Source organism: Thermomonas brevis, from assembly GCF_014395425.1.
In the GTDB taxonomy this organism is placed as follows: domain Bacteria; phylum Pseudomonadota; class Gammaproteobacteria; order Xanthomonadales; family Xanthomonadaceae; genus Thermomonas; species Thermomonas brevis.
The window spans coordinates 2,174,056-2,192,184 of sequence record NZ_CP060711.1 but is presented as its reverse complement, the minus strand read 5'-3'; the positions used below and the strand labels follow the sequence as shown (position 1 = coordinate 2,192,184).

Sequence of the window (18,129 nt, the reverse complement as noted above, 5' to 3'; positions counted from 1 at the left end):
CGGCCGCCATGAAAGTCGCAAAGCAGGCCGTACGGGACTTCCTTGGCGGCTTGTTCAAGAAAAAGCCGAATGGCTGGTTTTAGGATCAATCACGACGGTTTTCGTCGGAAGCGGATTCAAACAGTCATCGCTAAAGCCGAACCCCGGAATCCTCGGCATGACCGAAGGTTTCCCTGGATGGAACAAGGAGACGAAAAGTGATATTCGGGGCAACAGGAGCATTTCTGGCATTGATCATCGTATCGGCCACACTCTGGATCAAACACCGCAACCAGCGCCCGACCAGCCGCGCCGATGGCAATACACCGCAACCAGAGGATTCCACTTTGGCGGATAATCCTCTCTGTATGGTTCTGCCGGCTTCGTTGGTGGTCAGAAGTGGCGAACAGGACGTGATGGCGATGGCCCTTCTGGATAATGTGGAAGCCGCCAATCGGCAACTTTCCAGCATGACGAAATTGCCGCTGCAATCCATTCCAGACACGTTGAAAAGCATGATCGAACCATTGCTGCAAGCCGTTCCGGCAACAAGCACGGCCATCATGGCAAACAGCCGCAAGTTGATGGAAGTGGTGATCAATGGCGAAATGCTGGCGGCAAGCGATGGCAACGGCTATCGCGCCATCGCCAAAGCAGCCAAGGGATTCGAGCATGCTCGCCTTCACGTACCAAGCAATTTGCAGAATGCCGCAAACGCTGCGGCCATCTGGCAAATAGCTTCAGTTGTTGTGGCCCAGAAGCATCTGGCCGACATCAGTGCAACCCTCAAGCGCATTGAATCCCAGGTCGACGGGATCCAGAGCACACTCGAAGAGGCCAGAACCGCCATCATCCAGAGCGTAATCGACTATCTGAACATCGCCAAAAACGCTATCGACGACGGCGAATTCCTTGAGCGCACGCGCGCCAGAATGGAAGATTTTGACACTGAACTCAATCGAGTCGAACTGACGCTGCGCGCCCAGATCATGCGTGAAGCGGAGAAAAAGCTTGAACCCGACATGTTCGGCTGCGAAAGCGAATACAGAAGCGCATTGGCAAAGCACAGACACCTGAACTCACTCACGGATGAATTGGCTCTTTGCAACGAGACAAGACTGGCAAATTGGTACTTGTGCTCGATTTACCCGGACAGCAGCAAAATGATCATGCCTCGTCTCGAGCAAATCAAGGAGGGGATCAGAGAAACCTCACGCATCAAGGAGCATCTCGAGAAGTCCGCCAAGCACGACTGCGACCTCATCGATGGATCATTCACTACCGACAACACCATCCATGAGCGGCGCTCGGAAATAAAGCATGAAAACGGCTTGAGAATGAAAAAACTGCAAAGCAGCATCAGACGCAACAACGACACGATCAAGAGAATCGAAGCCATCCACGCCGATCGCCTCACCACCAGCCGCCTCATCATTGAAGCAAAAGACGGCGTTCCTGCCGCCATCTATCTCCACCATTGATCCGCAGCGCAAAGCCCCATGCGCATCATGCAATTCGCGGCCTTCCTCGCATCATCCTGAAGACCGATGCCCCCTATTTGAGTAGCGCAGCGATTTGGTGTTCTTGTCAGGCGCTGTCTGAGGCTGGCGCGGGTCGTGTGCGCTCCATGTCGAATCCCGAAGGCGAAGGAAGATACATCGGGATATCGGCTGCGGCGATGCGAGGCGAGCTCTTTCTCGACACGACGCGATCTGTCGCACCCCACCTTCAACATCGTTTCCATGCCGCTTCCACTCCGGAAGCGGCGATTCGGGAGACAGACATGTTCAAGGTGATCGGCGGCGTGGTGTTGTACGGCTTTGCCCTGCTGGGGCTGGCCACGTATCTGGACAAATTGCATCCGCATCTAGTGGATGAGTGAGGCCTCGCACATGAGGCCGTTTTCCCCACTCACCTTCTCCTGCCGTGCCTGCCGCTGGAAGAAAACCACTCCGCATTCGGTCGGTTGTGTCCGGCTCACGCGCCATGACCATTTCCCGCACTGCCCGCGCTGTGGCGGCGATGTGAAAAGCCGCCATGCCTGGCCGTGGGAAGTCGCGATGGCCCGGATAGACGGAATGTTCCGCAGGCACGGCTGAAACGGCGGGCGCGCCCGTCGCTCCATGCCAATGGCAATTCCATCCAACGCCCACAGGAGGGCCCATGACCGAAACACAAGCAACAACCACTCATTGGTTCTACGAGGAGAACGGCCAGAAGAAGGGGCCCATCCCCGAGGACGAGATGATCCGGCTGATCGGCTCGTCCGGGATCCCACGCGGAACGCCCGTCTGGACGCAGGGATTTCCCGAGTGGCTGAAAATCGAAAACACGGAGCTGCGCGCACACCTCGACAACAGCAGCGCGCCACCGCCCTTGTCCGGCGAACACATCAACAACACCGTCGCGTGGGTTCTCGCTTTTGCCCCACTCATCGGTTACTTCCTGGAGTGGATAATCGCTGGCATGGCGCACGGCGGCAATGAATATGCGGCCCAAGCGGACATGGACAATGGCAAATACTGGTTCGTCACCTTGGCGCTCAATATTGCCCTCTCCGTATTCGACGAAAAGCGCCTCAAGGACGCCGGGCACGATACGAGGAAATTCAAGGGCTGGGTGTGGCTCGTTCCCGTGTACCTCTATCAGCGGGCAAAGGCCACGAAGCAAAACCTTGCGTATTTCATCATCTGGATTGTCTGTTTCGCCTTGGTGCTGCTGGCCTGAGGCGTTCCGCAACTACGTCGCGCACAAGGGGGCCGTAGCCCTTGTGCAGCGGCGCGAGCCAAATCCATGCACCGTCGTCCATGGAAATGAATTACGCGGAACCCGGTATCCAGCGACGACGCCCCCGCAGTAATGGCCGCTCCACCGCGTAATGCAGCAGCGCTGCGACGGCGAACGACGCCGCGCCGTAGGCCAGCCACGCGACGATGCCGCGTCCTTCCAGCACGTCGCCCCAGTGCGCCTGCACCACGCCGTAGATGGGCTTGTGCACGAGGTAGAGGCTGTACGAAATCGCCGCCACCCATGCGGCGCCCGGCACGGCACGCGCGCCGAGCGCACCGTGCGGCTGCGCGCCGGCGAACACCAGCAGGGCCAGCGCCAGCGACAGCACCGGCCAGCCGATGCCGTTGCCCAGCAGGCCGACGCGGTCGCGGAACAGCCAGAACGCCAGCGCCAGCACCGCCACGCCGGCCAGCGCGAACAGGTTGGCGTGCCTCGCGGCGCGCGCCCACGATGCCGGCCGATAGGCCTGCCATGCCGCCAGCATCACGCCCAACAGCAGGCCGTCGAGGCGGTTCCAGGTCGGGTAGTAAAGATCCTCGACGAACCACGCGCGCTGCGGCTGCGCGGCATCGTCGTGCAGCCAGATGCCGCTGCGCAGCGCGATGCCGCCCAGCAGCACGGCGAGGCAGACCGTCCAGAACTTCGCCGGCGATGGTTTGCGCGCCAGCAGCAGCGCGAGCGCCGGGAACAGCAGATAGAAATGCTCTTCCACGCACAGCGACCACGCATGCGAGAACGCGGCGTTGGCGGCGTAGTCGATATCGAGGTTGACGATGAACAGCGCGAACTTCCACCACGGCTCCATCCCCGGCGCCTCGCGGAAGCCCGGCCACAGCAGATAGACCGCCAGCACCGCCCAGAACGCCGGCAGGATGCGGAACGCGCGCTTGAGGTAGAAGTCGCGCAGCGACGGCCTCGCCCCGTTCGCCAGCAGCCGCAGCAACTGCCCGCCGATCAGGTAGCCGCTGAGCACGAAGAACAGATCCACGCCCATCCATCCGTAGCGCTCCAGCCATTTCCAGTCCGCGCCCAGCCCGCCGACGATGAAGCCGTGGAACTGCATCGTCCACAGCACCGCGATGGCGCGCAGCAGGTCGAGGCCGGGCAGCCGGCGGGCGATGGCGTTCGTTGCGTTCATTCGGTTCCCGTACCCGCGCGGCGCAGGCGCGCCAGCAGGGCTTCCATGTAGGTGCGGCTGGCGCGCACCGGCGTGCCGTTGCGCAGGCGCAGCAGTGCGTCGCGGTTCGCCAGCGGCTGCAGTTCGTCGATCATCGCCACGCGCACCATCGCCGAGCGGTGCACGCGCAGGAAAACCTGCGGGTCGAGGCGCTCCGCCAGCCGGTGCAGCGGTTCGCGCAGCAGGTGCGAACGCGCGCCGACGTGCAGGCGGGCGTAGTCGCCGTCGGCCTCGATCCAGTCGATCCGCTCCGGATCGACATAGCGGATCCGGTTGCCGATGCGGATTTCGATGCGGCCGTCGCCGGCCGATCCGGTGCCCTGCGCGGGCGCGACGCCGGCGCGCAGCGCCAGCAGCTCGCGGGCGCGGTCGAGCGCTTCCACGAAACGCGCATCGTCGATCGGCTTCAGCAGGTAGTCGATGGCGCGCAGCTCGAACGCGCGCACCGCGAAGCCGTCGTGCGCGGTCAGCAGGATCGACAGCGGCCGCTGCGCCGGCGGCAGCAGCGCCAGCACCTCCAGGCCGGACAGGCCGGGCATGCGCACATCGACGAAGGCCAGGTCGACGGGCGCGGCGCGCAGGCCGTCGAGCGCGCCCTGTCCATCGGCATATTCGGCCAACACACGCACGTCCGCATGCGCCTGCAATCGCGCGCGCACGCCGGCCCGCGCCAGCGGTTCGTCGTCGAGGATGGCGATGCGGATCATGGCGCCGCCTCTGACGTGCGATGGCCGCCGGATTCGCGCCATGGCAAGTCCAGCGCGACCCGGAACTCGCTGCCGTCCGCATCCGCCGAGAACGCGTGATCGTCCGGATACAGCGCCTGCAAGCGCTCGCGCAAATTGCGCAGGCCGATCCGCTCGCCGTCGCCGGCATCGCGCTCTGCCTGTCCCCCGGCCACATCGTTGCCGACCTGCAACCGCAGGCGCTCGCCGTCGCGCGTCGCGGCGATCTCCAACCGTCCCGCGCCCGCGCCGGGGGCGATGCCGTGGCGGATCGCGTTCTCGATCAGCGGTTGCAGCAGCAGCCGCGGCACCAGCGCCCGCAGCACCTCCGGCCCGACCTGCCAGCGCAGCCGCAGGCGGTCGCCGAGCCGCGCGCGCTCGATGTCCAGATAGTCCTCGGCGGCGGCGATCTCCTCGCCCAGCGGCACCTCGTGCGCCTGCGGCGCGGCCAAGGTGCCGCGCAGGAAATCGCCCAGCCGCGCGATCATCGCCTGCGCCTCGGCGTTGCGCCGCTCCGCCACCAGCGCCGACACCGCGTTGAGCGTGTTGAACAGGAAATGCGGCTGCAACTGGTAGCGCAGCGCGCGCAGCTCGGCGTCGCGCATCGCCGCGCGCGCCGCCAGGTGCTGCGCCTGTTCGCGGCGCAGCCGGTAGGCATAGGCCAGCACCGCGTGCGCCGCGCCGGCGGCCAGCAGCGCCAGCCAGCAGGATTCCAGCCCGCCCAGCAGCGACGCCCACTGCACCGTGGCATCGCGCTTCCAGCCCATCGCGATGGCCAGCAACTGGCCGGCCAGGTTGTTGGCCACCGCCATCGCATAGGTCGCGGCGAACACGATCCCCAGCAGCCGCCACCACGCCAGGCCGCGCCGCCACAGCGCGCGCTGCAGCGCCGCCAGCGGCAAGCTCCACAGCAGGCACAGCCCCAGGTACAGGCTCTTGAACACGGCCGCGTGGCCGTGCCCGAGATCCGGGATCACCATCAGCGCCAGCGAGGCGATGGCAGGCAACCCGGCCAGCAGCGCCAGCCAGAACGGCGGCTGCGCGGCGGCCGGCGGCGGCGCCTCCTGCGTCATCGACGGCATCAGGGCCGGTGCACGGAATACAGCATCGACACGATCTTCCAGCCGTCGTCGGCCTTGACCAGCTGCCAGCTTTCGATGCCGCGGTTCTGCGCCACGCCGTCTTCCTCGTACACGTAGTCGAAGCTCACGCTGGCCATCGCGCCGTCGGTGCGGATGTCGATGTCGGTGAAACGCTCGCGCTGCGGCAGCTTCGCCGTTTCCACCATCTTCGCGAAATTCTCGTAGGTATCCGGGCGGACCCTCTGCGCTTCCGGACGGCGCGCTTTCAGGCGGGCGTACTCGGCCTCGCCGAGCACCGACGCCCAGGCGCTGGGCTGCGGCAGGAACAGGCTGCGCAAGGTCGCGCCGTCGCCGGCGACGATGGCGGCGTCGAAGCGGCGGATCACCTCGCGCAGCTGCGCTTCGGCCGCGGCGTCGTTCGGCGTGCGCGCGAACGCCGGCGCGCAGGCCAGCAGTGCCGCCGCCATGAAACTCCAACCCGCCTTGCGTCGTGCGTCCATCCGCCTGCCTCCTCGTGTCGTGGGATGCCGATTGGACGCCGCCGCCCGCGCCGCTGTCGATGCGGCTGCGGCGAACCGGTGGACGGTGCGGCGAACGGGTGGCGGCGAAACGCCTGCGGCATATCGGCGACGCATTCGTGATGCAGTGGAACGCGGGCGTGCCGGCAAGGCGGGTGCGCATGATAAGCGTGACAAGCGCGGCCGGTGCACGCCTGCCATGCGATGCAGGGCATCGTCGCCGATCGCCAGACGCAAGCCGCGGCTGCCCGCACCGCCACGCCTGCCGCACCCGGATTCGAAGTGCGTTGAAATTTATAACAGCACTGTTATATTTGCGGAATGAGCAAGACGACCACCCTCGGAAGCCTGCTGCGGACGCTCATCGAGCGGCTCGATCACGATGTCGAATTGCGCTACCAGGCCCACGGGCTGGACTACCGGCCCCGTTACACACCGGTCGTACGCGCATTGCAGGAGTTGGGCCCCGCGTCCATCACCTCCATCGCGAACCACACCGGCATCCCCCATTCGGCGGCCAGCCAGACCGTGGCCCAGATGCACAAGAAAGGCTGGATCGCCTATTCCGAGGGAAGCGACAAGCGCGCCCGCATCGTCACGCCGACCGCGCAGCTGGATGCAGCGCTTCCGACGCTCCGCCGGGAATGGGAAGTCACCCGCCGCGCGGCCAGCGCCTTCGATGCGGAACTGTCCGCGTCCTTGTCGGCGCTGCTCGTGGAAGCGCACGCGGCGCTGGATCGCGCTCCGTTTTCGTCGCGAGGGCAGGACGAAGCCGAATCCTCACCCATCCACGCCCGCCATCAACGCAAAAGGGGCAAGCGCACGTGAAAGGATCCATCCGTCATCTTCTGGTCGCACTGCTGTTCGCGGCCACGCATGCGGCCCTGGCCCGCGATCCGGCGCCGGCTCTTTCCCGGGCCGAGAAGCAGCAGGTCACCGCCTCGCTCGGCAAGCTGCTGACCGAAAGCTACGTCTTTCCCGACATCGGCGAAAAAGCCGCCAAACGCCTGGCGAGCAACCTCGCCAGCGGCGCATACGACGCCATCGTCGATCCGGCCGAATTCGGGGACCGGCTGACCGCGGACGTGGTGGCGGCCACCGCGGACAAGCATTTCCGGGTGGCCTTCGACCCGCAACAGGTCGCCGAAGACCGGAAGGGCACGCAGGACGAAGACCAGCCCCCGAAGAACGCCTGGCGGACGCGCGCCGGGACAACTTCGGGTTTGCGGACGCGCGCATCCTCGACGGCAACATCGGCTACATCGACCTGACGGGTTTCGAGGATCTCGAATACGCCGCCGATACCGCGGCGGCGGCCATGGCGCTCGTGGCCAACGCGGATGCGCTGATCATCGACCTGCGCAGGAATCATGGCGGGGATTCGGCGATGGCGCAGTTCCTCTCCAGCTATTTCTTCGATGCCGAATCCGTGCCGCTGTTCGACCTCCATGCCCGGGAAAAGAACGGGCGGGCGCTCACCCAATACCGGACGCTTCCCTACGTCCCCGGCGTCCGCACGCCGCACAGGGACCTGTATCTGCTGACCAGCAACTTCTCGTTCTCGGCCTCGGAAGGGTTCGCCTATTCGCTGCAGAACCGCAAGAAGGCGACAGTCGTCGGCGAAACCACCGGCGGCGGCGCGAACATGTGGACCGGGATGGTCGTCAGCGACCGGTTCTACGCCCACATGCCCACTACCGCGCCGATTGATCCCGTCACCGGGACGAACTGGGAGGGCGTCGGCGTCGAACCCGACATCGCCGTCCCCGCCAAGGACGCCCTGATGGCGGCCCACGCGAAGGCGCTCGAAAAACTCGCGGCCTCTCGTCCCAAAGAACGGGATCGCTATCGCTGGTACCTGACCGGGGTGGAAGCGAAGATGCATCCGACCGCCGTCGACCCGGCGACGCTGCCCTCGTTCACCGGCACGTTCGGCCCGCTTGCGATCAGTCTCGATGGCGGAAAGCTGTTCCTTGAGAACAGGGGCAGCAAAAGCGCGCTGTTTGCCGTCCAGCCCGACCTGTTCGGCAACGAGGACTTCGGCTATTTCAGGCTCAGATTCATTCGGGAGAACGGCAGGATCGCCGCTCTGGTCATCGAGAACGACAACGGCACGTCAAGACGATACAAAAAGGAAGCGCATGATCCCGCGCCTCTCGAATGATCGTCGCCAGAATCTTGCGAGTGCCACTCCGACGGCACCCAAGGCTGGCGCGCCCGTAGCCAGCCCTCATCCGCGCATCCATCCGCATCCCGCCTCGTACCGCAGGATGCCGAACGGATAACGCCAACCGCCCGAACTGCTCGGTTCAGTCCTGCGGCGTGTCGTCGAGATAGGTGTAGGCGGTCAGGCCCGCTTCCAGCGCCGCCTTCAGCGCATCGCTTTCGGCGGCCGGCAGGCGCGCGGCATCGACCTTGGCCGCATATTCGCGACGCAGGTCGGCCAGCTTGTAGCCCACGTAGTCCAGCATCACGTCGGTGGTGTCGCCGCGGCGCTGCTGGCCGATGGCATAGCCGTCGCCCGCGCAGCGCACCTCGATGGCGTCGGTGTCGCCGAACAGGTTGTGGATGTCGCCGAGGATTTCCTGGTACGCGCCGACCAGGAAGAAACCGAGCCGGTAGTTCTCGCCCTTGCGCAGTTCGTGCAGCGGCAGCGAGGAATCGAGGTCCTCGTTCTCGACGTAGGTGTCGATCTTGCCGTCGGAGTCGCAGGTCAGGTCGGCGATGATGCCGCGCCGGGTCGGCGCCTCGTCCAGCCGCTCGATCGGCGCGATCGGGAACACCTGGTCGATCGCCCACACGTCCGGCATCGACTCGAACACGCTGAAGTTGACGAAGTACTTGTCCACCAGCCGCTCGTTGAGTTCGTCCAGCAGGTCGCGGTGGCTCTTCTCGTCGTAGGTCAGGCGCGCCTTCACCGCGTGGGCGATGGCGTAGAACAGGTCGTCGATGCGCGCCCGCTGCACCAGGTCGAGCTGGCCCAGCGCGTACAGGCTCAGGCCTTCGGCATGCGCCTGCGTGGCCTCGTGGAAGACTTCCACCGCCGGACGCTGCGCCATCTCGCCGTGCAGTTCGCGCAGCTGGCGCACCGGGTTGGATTCATCAAAGTGCGGTTCCGGCACGCGGCCTTCCGGCGCCTGCTCCACCTCGCTGACGTTGGTCACCAGCACCGCGTGGTGCGCGGTCATCGCGCGGCCGCATTCGGTGACGATGCGCGGCGGCGTCAGCCCTTCGCTCCGGCAGGCCTCGGCCAGCGGCTGCACGATGCTGGAGGCGTAGTGGTGGATGCCGTAGTTGACCGAGTTGTAGGAGCGCGAGCGCGTGCCTTCGTAGTCGATGCCGAGGCCGCCGCCGACGTCCACGTGGCTAATCTGCGCGCCGAGGCGCGAAAGTTCGATGAAGTAGCGCGTCGCCTCGCGCATACCGGCGGCGATGTCGCGCACGTTGCTGATCTGGCTGCCCATGTGGAAGTGCAGCAGCTTGAGGCAGTCGCCCATGCCGGAATCGCGCAGTTCCTTCCACAGCGTCAGCAGCTGGCGCGGGTCGAGGCCGAACTTGGCCTTGTCGCCGCCGCTGTTCTGCCACTTGCCCGCGCCCAGCGAGGCCAGCCGCATGCGCACGCCCAGGCCCGGCTTCACGCCCAGCGCAGCGGCTTCCTCCAGCGCCACCTTCAGCTCGGAGGGCTTCTCGATGACGATGAAGGTTTCCAGACCCAGCTTGCGGCCGATCAGCGCCAGGCGGATGTATTCGCGGTCCTTGTAGCCGTTGCAGACGATCAGCCCGCCGGGGCGCGACAGCGCCAGCACCGCCATCAGCTCCGGCTTGCTGCCGGCTTCCAGCCCGAAGCCCTCGCCGTGGTGCGAGGCCAGCGTCCCGGCCACGCCGGCGTGCTGATTGACCTTGATCGGATACACGGCGGTATAGCCGCCGGGGTAGTCCCAGTCCTTCTGCGCCTGCGCGAACGCGGCCTGCAACTTGTGCAGGCGGTCGCCGAGGATGTCCGGGAAGCGCACCAGCACCGGCAGGTTGCCGCCCTGCGCCAGCGAGGCGTCGACGACCTCCGGCAGCGCGATCGCCGGCCCCTGCGCGCCCTTCGGCCGCACCACGATGCGGCCCTGCGCATCGACGTCGAAATAGCCGTCCGCCCAGTGCGGGATCGAATAGGTCTTGCGGGCGAGGTCGGGCGACCAGTCGGTCATGTCGGTAATGCCTGGTGTGGAACCGGCATTTTAGGGCCTGCGGCGCGCGCTGCCGGTGAGGGCGGCGAACATGAGGCCATTCGGCCCAGCCATTGACCACCGGGACGCCGTTCGCATCGGAGCCGGGCCCCATCCGATACAATCCGCGCCCCGCAACAGTTTCCGGAACCATTGCCATGACCGCATCGACCTGGCTGCACGAAAATTTCGACAAGGCCGGCTCGTCCATCGGCTTCCGCGTCACCCGCAAGCTGGACGAGGTGCAGTCGCCGTTCCAGAAGATCGAGATCTTTGAGTCGACCGACTGGGGCAACGTCATGCTGATCGACGGCGCGATGATGCTGACCACCCGCGACAACTTCCTCTACCACGAGATGATGTCGCACCCGGCGCTGTTCACCCATGCCAACCCGAAGCGCGTGGTCATCATCGGCGGCGGCGACTGCGGCACGCTGCGCGAGGTGCTGCGCCATCCGGGCGTCGAGAAGGCCGTCCAGTGCGACATCGACGAGCAGGTCACGCGCATGGCGGAAAAGTATTTCCCCGAGCTGTGCGAATCCAACAACGATCCGCGCGCCGAGCTGCTGTTCGACGACGGCATCGCCTACATGGCGAACTGCGAACCCGGCAGCGTGGACATCGTGATCGTGGATTCCACCGATCCGGTCGGCCCGGCGGAAGGCTTGTTCAACAAGGCGTTCTTCGAGAGCTGCCACCGCGCGCTGAAGGACGATGGCATCCTCGTCCAGCAGAGCGAATCGCCGCTGGTGCTGCTCGATCTCATCAAGGCGATGCGCGCGGAGATGGGCAAGGCCGGCTTTGCGAGCTTCCAGACCCTGCCATTCCCGCAACCCTGCTATCCCACCGGCTGGTGGAGCTGCACGATGGCGAAGAAGGCGGCCGGGGCCGATTTCGGTTTCCGCGAGGCGGATGCGCGCGCCAAGAGCTTCGACACCCTGTACTACACCGCCGACCTGCACAAGGGCGCGCAGGCGCTGCCGCCGTTCGTGGCGCAGGCGCTGGCGCTGGCGCAGCCGTAAAAGAAACTCCCTCCCTTTCGCGTAGCGAAGGGGAGGGCTGGGGAGGGGTGCTTTTCACCGGACACGGTGGATCGCAAAGCACCCCTCCCCAACCTTCCCTGCTTCGCAAGGGAGGGCGCGACGCTACAGCGCGTCCCCGTCCAGCTCGCCGGTGCGGATGCGCACCACCTGCTCCAGATCCCAGACGAACAGCTTGCCATCGCCGATCTTGCCGGTGCCGGCGGCCTTGATGATCGCCTCGGTCACCGCGTCCACGCGGTCGTCGGTGACCGCGATCTCCAGCTTGATCTTGGGCAGGAAATCGACCACGTACTCGGCCCCGCGGTACAGCTCGGTATGGCCCTTCTGGCGGCCGAAGCCCTTGACCTCGGTGGCGGTGATGCCGGCCACGCCGACCTCGGCCAGCGCCTCGCGCACGTCGTCCAGCTTGAACGGCTTGATCACCGCCATCACCATTTTCATTCCCGGCCCTCCTGATCGATGCAATGAGCATATCGCGGGCAGTGCGGGCATACTGCACCGGCAATTCGGATTTTTCCTACCCGGATGCGCACCCTGCACCGATGGCACCCACAGGCCCGCCCGCACATGCTGGCCGCACTTGCAGGAGACTCCCCCATGACATCCGCACGCATGATCGACCTGGCCCAACTCGACGAACTCGCCCGCCGCCTCAGCAGCCTGGTGCCGCCCGGCCTGCGCGAAGGCCGCGAGGAGCTGCAGCAGAACTTCAAGTCGGTGCTGCAGGCCGGCCTGGGCAAGCTGGATCTGGTGACCCGCGAGGAATTCGACGTGCAGCGCGCGGTACTGGCGCGCACCCGCGAGAAGCTGGAAGCCCTGGAACGCCAGCTGGCCGAACTGGCCGACGCCACCACCGGCAACGACGCGCCCCGCCACTGAGGCGTCCGCCATGAGCCTCGCGATCGTGCACAGCCGTGCGCGGGTGGGCGTGCGCGCGCCGGAAGTCCGGGTCGAGGTGCACCTGGCCGGCGGATTGCCGGCGATGAGCATCGTCGGCCTGCCGGAAGCGGCGGTACGCGAAGCCAAGGATCGCGTGCGCGCGGCGATCCAGTGCGCGCAGTTCGAGTTCCCGGCGCGCCGGATCACCGTCAACCTCGCCCCGGCCGACCTGCCCAAGGACGGCGGCCGCTACGACCTCGCCATCGCGCTGGGCATCCTCGCGGCCAGCGGGCAGCTCTCCGTCGAGGCGCTGGAAGGCCGCGAATTCCTGGGCGAGCTGGCGCTGACCGGCGAGCTGCGTCCCGTCGACGGCGTGCTGGCCGCCGCGCTGGCGGCGGGCGACAGCGGCCGCAGCCTGATCGTCCCGCCCGGCAACGGCGCGGAAGCCGCGCTGGCCTCGCGGGTCGAAATCCGCACCGCCCGCACCCTGCTGGAAGTCTGCGCCGCGCTGGACGCGCGCAAGGCGCTGCCGCTGGCCGAGCTGAAGCCCTGCCATCCGGCCGTTACGCCCGACCTCGCCGACGTCCGCGGGCAGGCGCAGGCGCGGCGCGCGCTGGAGATCGCCGCGGCCGGCGCGCACCACCTGCTGCTGGTCGGCCCGCCCGGCAGCGGCAAGACCCTGCTGGCCTCGCGGCTGGGCGGCATCCTGCCGGAACCCACCGAAGCCGAGGCGCTGGAAGCCGCCAGCATTGCGTCCGCCAGCGGGCGCGGCCTGGACCTTTCCTGCTGGCGGCAGCGCCCCTTCCGGTCTCCCCATCACACCGCCAGTGCGGTGGCGCTGGTCGGCGGCGGCGCGGATCCCCGGCCAGGCGAGATTTCGCTGGCCCACCACGGTGTCCTGTTTCTCGACGAACTGCCCGAATGGAGCAGGCATGCGCTGGAAGTGCTGCGCGAACCGCTGGAATCCGGCAGCGTCAGCATCTCGCGCGCAGCACGACATTGTGACTTTCCTGCGCGCTTCCAGCTGGTGGCTGCGATGAATCCTTGCCCCTGCGGTTGGGCCGGAGACCCGGCGGGACGCTGTCTGTGCAGCGACGAGACCATCCGCCGCTACCGCGCGCGCATCTCCGGCCCGCTGCTGGAGCGCATCGACCTGCACGTCGAAGTCCCGCGCCTGCCGCCCACCGCATTGCGCACCGACGGCGCACCCGGCGAATCCAGCGCATCCGTGCGCGAACGGGTGCTGGCAGCTCGCGAGCGCCAGCATGCACGTGGCGGGCCGGCGAATGCGCATCTGGATCAGGCGCAAACCAATGCGTTCTGCCGGCTGACCGCAAGCGATACCGCGCTGCTGGAACGCGCGGTAGATGCCCTGCAACTGTCGGCGCGCTCGCTGCACCGCATCCTGCGCGTGGCCCGCACGATTGCCGATCTGGCCGGCAGCGATGCCATCGAAACGCCGCATCTGACCGAGGCGATCGGCTACCGGAAGCTCGAGCGTGGCCGGGAGCGCGCGGCAGCGTGAAGCTCAACGCGGCCAGACCTTACGGTTTGGATCCAGTTCATAGGTATCCATCTCGCCACGGCGCGGCCCAATCCCGCAGACGGCCAATGGCCCGTCAATCCAGTGGGTCAGACCAAAGGCGCGCTCAATGTCTGCCTCGTTGATCGCCGCGGTGACGTAGCTGCCCAGCCCCATCTCCGTCGCACTGAGCAGCAGGGTCTGCGACAGATGGCCGACGTCGAGAATGCACACCCGGTAAGCCTTCGGATGATTGCGATATTTCCAATAGTTGCGCCGGAAACGCGGCGCCAGCACGCATAGCGCATGCGCATCGGCGAAATATTCCTGGCCGCCGACCGCGATCCAGGCGAGGTAGTCGAGCGCGTCCTTGCCCGCGGCGGCCGCATGCTTGCCGGCGCCCGCCAATATCTGCGCCCCGTCCATCGGCAACGCCTGCAGCGCGTGTTCGCCGGGACGGTAGTGGTAGAGGCCGACGGCCAGACCATCGACCCTGCGCGCGATCAGGTAGCACTCGACGGGATGCAGCGCACCGCCTGACGGACTGGTCCGTTTGAGCACGTCGAAGTCATCCGCACCCCGCACCCGTCCGCGTTCACCGAACGCGCGCTCCAGCACCTGTGCCAGTTGCCCCAGCGACAGCGCCTTTCCGGCATCGAAATTGCGGCAGCTCGCGCGCGCGTCGAGCACGCCATCGAAGGCATTGCGCGGCGCCCGCGGCAGCGCGGTGAATGCGCCGCCATCGGCGCGCTCGTGCAGCATCGGCGGCGGCACGCCGTAAGCGCGGCGCAGGCCTTCGGCATGATGCAGTCCGGCTTCCTCCACTTCGCCGGCGGCATCGATTCCCTCCCAGCGCGAGCCCGCGTGATAGCTCGCGGCCAAGCCATGCCAATGCAGCTCCCGCAGCGCCTCGTCACGCGCGCGCTGCTCCGCCCACGCCTTCGTGCTGCCCACCAGCAACCCGGCGCGCAGCAAGCGACGCACGCGCCCCGCGCCATGGCGATCCCGCAATGCAGACGCCGCGAGCCAGTCATTCGGACTGACCGCTCCCAGCAAAGCGACATCCTCCATGTCCACTTCGACCGGCGCATCCGCCGTCGGCACATGCGCGAGCCACCGCATACGGCTGGTCACTCCCGTTCCGCCCGCAAGCAAGGCCTCCAGATCGAAGCCGGTTTCCTCGTGCGGCTCCAGCCAGAGCACCGCACAGCGCCTGATTCGCATGCATCAATCCATGGCAAAGCGCCATCTTGGCGCTTGCTGCCGACCGGGGACAAGGGTAGCGTCGCTACTGCTCCACCCGCTTACCAAAACAGGGGAAAAGTTCCATGGCTACTGAAAAAGGCGCCAAGCCGGCGCCGCTGGATCCGAAGGTCACCAAGAAGCTGCTCGACAAACTATCCACCGACAACGAGTTCCGCCGCCTTTTCAAGAAAGACGCGCATGCGGCGCTGACTCAAGTCGGCTACAAGGCCGATGCAGGGGCAACGCCGGCGGGCGGCTGCCTCCAGCTGAAACCGACGGACAAGATCGCACCCAAGGCCAAGATCGCACGCGATCGCGCCAAGCTCGAAAAGGCCCTGAACGTGCCCGTCAGCTTCATGTGCGCCAAAGATTTCAGCGCGGACTGACGCCAAACCTTATTGCTGCATGCCTCCCGCTCGCGGCATCACTTGCCGCGAGCTTTCCACTAGCGGGACGCCTGTCCTTCTTGCAGCCTGGAGGATGCCTGCCGCGATGCCCAGGCATTGAGGAAGCGCAGCACATCGGCCGTGGTGTTCTCCGCAAAGACACGCCCGCGATGCGTTGCCAACCAGCGGGTTTGCGCCTGCGCCACGTCCGCATCCCCTGCCGCTTGCGCAGCCCGAAGCAGGGCCCAATGCACCACCACCAGCGCAGTGTCTTCGGAGACCAAAGGTCTCAGGCGCGCCAACGCCAACTGCGGCTGACCCGACAACCGCTCTTGTTCGGCCTGCACGACCTGATGCAACTGAGCGACCGTCGGATAGTCGCGCACGACGCTGCTGCCTTCGGTACTGCGTAGCGCTTCGGCCACGCCCGCCCGATCGTTGCGATAGGCGGCCAACAGGCCGGCATAGAGCCTCAACTCGATGGAAATCGGCGAATAGATGGCGTCGGCTTCCGCGCCCTTCGCATTCAACCGCGACAGAAGTTCCTGCAATGCGCGATCGGCGTCGCCCTGGTCGGTGAGCGTCGCCAAGCTGGCGATGGCTGCGCGTGCGCGCAGGGACTCCTGCACATCGTTGATGCCATCAGCCTTGCTGGCCCAAGCCGCCGCGGCTTCCGCTGCGCGCGACGGCTGGCCGCGATCCATCCAAGTGATGACGGCGGCTTCGTCTCTCCAGCCGCTACGCCCGGCCGGAGTAGCCAAATAGATTCTGTCAGCGTCCGCATGCAGGCCACGGGCGTCATAGGCCCGTGCATACAACTCTCCCGCTCCGAGAAAGCCGGCTTCCCGCGCGCGACGGAACTCGATCAGCGCCGCTTCGTATTTCTCCTGGCCCAGCAAGTAGATCCCCACCGAATAACGCGAAATTCCGGTGCGCTCGTACTGCGGCTTCAACAGCCGCCGAACCAGCATCTCCGCCGAACGGAAATCGTTGTACTGATGCCAGTAATTGACGGCGAACCGGCCGATGATCCTGGAATCGTCCGGATACAGCGCAAGATATTCCTGCGCCTTGCGCTGATAGACCTCAGGCGCGCTCGCGTATTGCAGCAGCATCAATTCTACGCTCAGCCTCTCTTGGGGCGACAAGCGCTGCGGAATCGACAGCGCCTTGCGCCATTCCTCACGCGCCTGTCCGAGTTCGCCCAGCGAGGCATGCAGGTGCGCCATGTCGGCATGCGCCAGCGCGAACTGCGGGTCGAGTTGCAGCGCACGCCGGTACAGGCCCAGTGCCTGTTCGCGGTCGCCAGCGGTGCTGGTGACGTTGCGCGCCACTGCAAACGCCTTCAACGCATCCAGGCTTGGTGTCGCCACGTTCGGCAACGGCACCGACGTCTTCTGCACGCTCTGCATCGCTTCGCCCAGCTTGGCGCGCAGGCCGTCGGCGACTTCGTCGATGGAGCCGAGGGCGGAGTCGATGCCTTTGCCGTCGGCGCTGACGGCGTAGACGGTGGTCTGGGTGTGCGGGTCGATCACTTCGGCGCTGACGCGCAGGCGACCACCCACTTCCGCCACGGTGGGCAGCAGCAGGGCGCGGGCGCCGTCGCGCAGGGCGATCTCCGAGCCCAGCGCGCGGTCGACGGCGACGTCCGGCTTGCGCTGCATGCGCTGCAGCGTCTCGCGCATCTTCATGTCGCTGAGCACGTTGACGTAGCGCGACTGCTCCAGTGCGATGCGGAACGCCTGCTCAAGCGCATCGTCCAGGCGCGGGTCGCCGGTCAGGTTGCGCAGGTCGCCGACCACTACCCAGTCGCGTTCGTTGAAGGCGATGGCCGGCTTCGGCTGGGCCAGGAACCAGGCGCCGGCGGTCATGCAGGCCAGCAGCAGGGCTTCCGCGGCCAGCGCCACCGGGCGCCGCCACAGCGGCAGGTCGCGCCAGGCCTTGGGCGTGTGTGCGGGCATGCGCAGCGGGGCCAGGCCGGGTTCGCCGACCTCGAAGATTTCCTGCGCCTCGGGAATGCCTTTGAAGCGCCAGCGGCCGTAGGACTTCCACACCAGCAGTTCGCCGCGCTCGCCCAGTTCGCGCGCGGCGCGGTGGGCCAGTGGTTCGGCGGTGGCCGACAGCAGGATCTGGCCGGGCCGCGCCAGCGCCATCAGCCGGCCGGCCAGCGGCTTCGCCAGGCCTTCGACTTCCAGCTGCTTGGCGCCCATCCGCACCGCGTCGGCACTGTTCTCCCAGGCCAGCACTTCGCCCACGTGCAGGCCGGCGCGCGCCTGCAGGGGCTGTTTGAGCTGCAGGTCGCGGCCGAGGTCGCGCAGGCCGCGCACGTAGTCGAGCGCGAAGCCGAGGCCATCGATCGGGCGCTCGAAGATCAGCAGCAGGCCGTCGCTGCGGTCGATCAGCCGGCCGCGCCAGCGCCGCTGCAGTTCCAGCACGAGGCGGTCGTGGGCGCGGAACAGCTCCGCCGCGGCGGCATCGCCCAGCCGTTCGACCAGATGGGTGGAATCCACCAGGTCGGTGAGCAGCAGGGTGCGGATCTGCGGGGCGGCGGACGCCTGCACGGGGT

At 66.6% G+C, this 18,129-nt stretch carries 18 protein-coding genes; 10 read left to right on the top strand and 8 right to left on the bottom strand.

Annotated features, from left to right (window positions below):
* Positions 1-197: 197 nt before the first annotated feature.
* From H9L17_RS10085 to H9L17_RS10075, 3 genes are all read left to right on the top strand, one after another.
* Positions 198-1,460 (top strand): hypothetical protein, encoded by a 1,263-nt coding sequence (locus H9L17_RS10085; protein WP_187569333.1) that lies wholly within the window; start codon positions 198-200, stop codon positions 1,458-1,460.
* Between the two features lie 146 nt (positions 1,461-1,606).
* Positions 1,607-1,861 (top strand): hypothetical protein, encoded by a 255-nt coding sequence (locus tag H9L17_RS10080; RefSeq protein ID WP_187569332.1) that lies wholly within the window; start codon positions 1,607-1,609, stop codon positions 1,859-1,861.
* Positions 1,862-2,142: 281 nt separating this feature from the next.
* Entirely contained in the window at positions 2,143-2,706 is a 564-nt protein-coding gene (locus H9L17_RS10075; protein ID WP_187569331.1) for a DUF4339 domain-containing protein, read from the top strand.
* 91 nt (positions 2,707-2,797) lie between these two features.
* Here H9L17_RS10075 and H9L17_RS10070 read toward each other — a convergent pair whose 3' ends face one another.
* Genes H9L17_RS10070 through H9L17_RS10055 form a run of 4 tightly spaced genes read right to left on the bottom strand, consistent with a single transcriptional unit; the run spans position 2,798 to position 6,253 of the window.
* A complete protein-coding gene (locus tag H9L17_RS10070; RefSeq protein ID WP_187569330.1) occupies positions 2,798-3,907 on the bottom strand; it encodes an acyltransferase family protein in 1,110 nt (369 codons plus the stop codon).
* A complete protein-coding gene (locus H9L17_RS10065; protein ID WP_187569329.1) occupies positions 3,904-4,653 on the bottom strand; it encodes a LytR/AlgR family response regulator transcription factor in 750 nt (249 codons plus the stop codon). Before H9L17_RS10065 ends, H9L17_RS10070 begins: the two co-directional genes overlap by 4 nt.
* Positions 4,650-5,744, bottom strand: coding sequence for a sensor histidine kinase (locus tag H9L17_RS10060; protein ID WP_223158044.1), 1,095 nt, complete (start codon positions 5,742-5,744; stop codon positions 4,650-4,652). Before H9L17_RS10060 ends, H9L17_RS10065 begins: the two co-directional genes overlap by 4 nt.
* Positions 5,745-5,752: 8 nt before the next feature.
* Positions 5,753-6,253 (bottom strand): nuclear transport factor 2 family protein, encoded by a 501-nt coding sequence (locus H9L17_RS10055; protein ID WP_187569328.1) that lies wholly within the window; start codon positions 6,251-6,253, stop codon positions 5,753-5,755.
* 339 nt (positions 6,254-6,592) lie between these two features.
* On the opposite strand from H9L17_RS10055, the gene H9L17_RS10050 reads away from it, so the two are divergent.
* From H9L17_RS10050 to H9L17_RS10040, 3 genes are read left to right on the top strand one after another with little or no spacing between them, the layout of a single operon-like run.
* The gene (locus H9L17_RS10050) at positions 6,593-7,099 is read left to right on the top strand and encodes a MarR family winged helix-turn-helix transcriptional regulator (RefSeq protein WP_187569327.1); all 507 of its coding nucleotides are present in this window, start codon (positions 6,593-6,595) and stop codon (positions 7,097-7,099) included.
* Positions 7,096-7,542, top strand: a complete 447-nt coding sequence (locus H9L17_RS10045) for a S41 family peptidase (RefSeq protein WP_187572004.1) — start codon at positions 7,096-7,098, stop codon at positions 7,540-7,542. Before H9L17_RS10050 ends, H9L17_RS10045 begins: the two co-directional genes overlap by 4 nt.
* Positions 7,464-8,435: a S41 family peptidase gene (locus H9L17_RS10040; protein ID WP_246455217.1), complete on the top strand. Its 972-nt coding sequence runs from the start codon at positions 7,464-7,466 to the stop codon at positions 8,433-8,435. The genes H9L17_RS10045 and H9L17_RS10040 overlap by 79 nt, the downstream gene beginning before the upstream one ends.
* Positions 8,436-8,580: 145 nt before the next feature.
* On the opposite strand, the gene speA is transcribed toward H9L17_RS10040, so the two are convergent.
* Entirely contained in the window at positions 8,581-10,470 is a 1,890-nt protein-coding gene (gene speA, locus H9L17_RS10035) for an arginine decarboxylase (RefSeq protein WP_187569326.1), read from the bottom strand.
* A gap of 176 nt (positions 10,471-10,646) precedes the next feature.
* On the opposite strand from speA, the gene speE reads away from it, so the two are divergent.
* Positions 10,647-11,510, top strand: coding sequence for a polyamine aminopropyltransferase (gene speE, locus H9L17_RS10030; protein ID WP_187569325.1), 864 nt, complete (start codon positions 10,647-10,649; stop codon positions 11,508-11,510).
* Between the two features lie 123 nt (positions 11,511-11,633).
* On the opposite strand, the gene H9L17_RS10025 is transcribed toward speE, so the two are convergent.
* Complete coding sequence (locus tag H9L17_RS10025; RefSeq protein WP_187569324.1) at positions 11,634-11,972, bottom strand: P-II family nitrogen regulator; 339 nt, start codon at positions 11,970-11,972, stop codon at positions 11,634-11,636.
* 171 nt (positions 11,973-12,143) lie between these two features.
* On the opposite strand from H9L17_RS10025, the gene ubiK reads away from it, so the two are divergent.
* Positions 12,144-12,410: a ubiquinone biosynthesis accessory factor UbiK gene (gene ubiK, locus H9L17_RS10020; protein WP_187571933.1), complete on the top strand. Its 267-nt coding sequence runs from the start codon at positions 12,144-12,146 to the stop codon at positions 12,408-12,410.
* Positions 12,411-12,420: 10 nt separating this feature from the next.
* Positions 12,421-13,935 (top strand): YifB family Mg chelatase-like AAA ATPase, encoded by a 1,515-nt coding sequence (locus H9L17_RS10015; RefSeq protein ID WP_187569323.1) that lies wholly within the window; start codon positions 12,421-12,423, stop codon positions 13,933-13,935.
* Positions 13,936-13,938: 3 nt separating this feature from the next.
* Here the strand turns inward: H9L17_RS10015 and H9L17_RS10010 are convergent, their stop codons facing one another.
* On the bottom strand, positions 13,939-15,156 hold the full coding sequence (locus H9L17_RS10010; RefSeq protein WP_187569322.1) for a putative peptide maturation dehydrogenase: 1,218 nt from the start codon (positions 15,154-15,156) through the stop codon (positions 13,939-13,941).
* Positions 15,157-15,260: 104 nt separating this feature from the next.
* Here H9L17_RS10010 and H9L17_RS10005 point away from each other — a divergent pair, with 104 nt between their 5' ends.
* Positions 15,261-15,563, top strand: a complete 303-nt coding sequence (locus H9L17_RS10005; protein WP_187569321.1) for an NHLP-related RiPP peptide — start codon at positions 15,261-15,263, stop codon at positions 15,561-15,563.
* Positions 15,564-15,622: 59 nt separating this feature from the next.
* Here the strand turns inward: H9L17_RS10005 and H9L17_RS10000 are convergent, their stop codons facing one another.
* Positions 15,623-18,124 carry a putative peptide modification system cyclase gene (locus tag H9L17_RS10000; protein ID WP_187569320.1) on the bottom strand — a complete coding sequence of 834 codons (2,502 nt, stop codon included), beginning with the start codon at positions 18,122-18,124 and terminating at the stop codon, positions 15,623-15,625.
* Between the last annotated feature and the right edge of the window lie 5 nt (positions 18,125-18,129).